The organism is Stappia sp. BW2, assembly GCF_008107695.1.
GTDB lineage: Bacteria > Pseudomonadota > Alphaproteobacteria > Rhizobiales > Stappiaceae > Roseibium.
The window spans coordinates 1-446 of record NZ_VIRG01000104.1; the positions used below are offsets into that span (position 1 = coordinate 1).

General features: G+C 63.9%; 1 protein-coding gene. It reads right to left on the reverse strand.

Annotation, left to right across the window (positions count from 1 at the left end; translation table 11 throughout):
* Positions 1–125: 125 nt before the first annotated feature.
* The coding region (locus FMN63_RS29320) for a PACE efflux transporter (RefSeq protein ID WP_050398951.1) at positions 126–446 on the reverse strand (321 nt) is incomplete at its 5' end.

Sequence of the window (446 nt, forward strand, 5' to 3'; positions counted from 1 at the left end):
GGGCAGACCTTCATGGCTTGCGGTCGTACTTCCTCCCTGAACCGGCACCACAGCGCACGTCCGTCTAAGGTAGGCGATTTGCCCCGGCCAAGGCGAGCGCGAATGGCGCTGAAGAAAAAAAATCCTCAGACGGAGGCCGCCTCGCCGGCCGGCAACGCGGAAGTCGGGAGGCCGAACAGGCGATCGAAGGCCCAGTTGAAGAGGAAGGTGTAGCACGGGATCAGGACGATCAGCGCCAGGTCCAGCCAGAACGCCTCCAGCAGGGAAATCCCCATCCACCAGGCGATCAGCGGGATCAGGTAGACCACCAGGGTCAGCTGGAAGCCGATGGCGTGCGCCACCCGCCGCGCAATGCTGCGTCCGCGCACGGCCTGGCGCCGCTCCCAGAACTCGAACAGGCAGTTGTAGATGAAGTTCCAGGTCACCGCGACGGTGGTAATCACCAC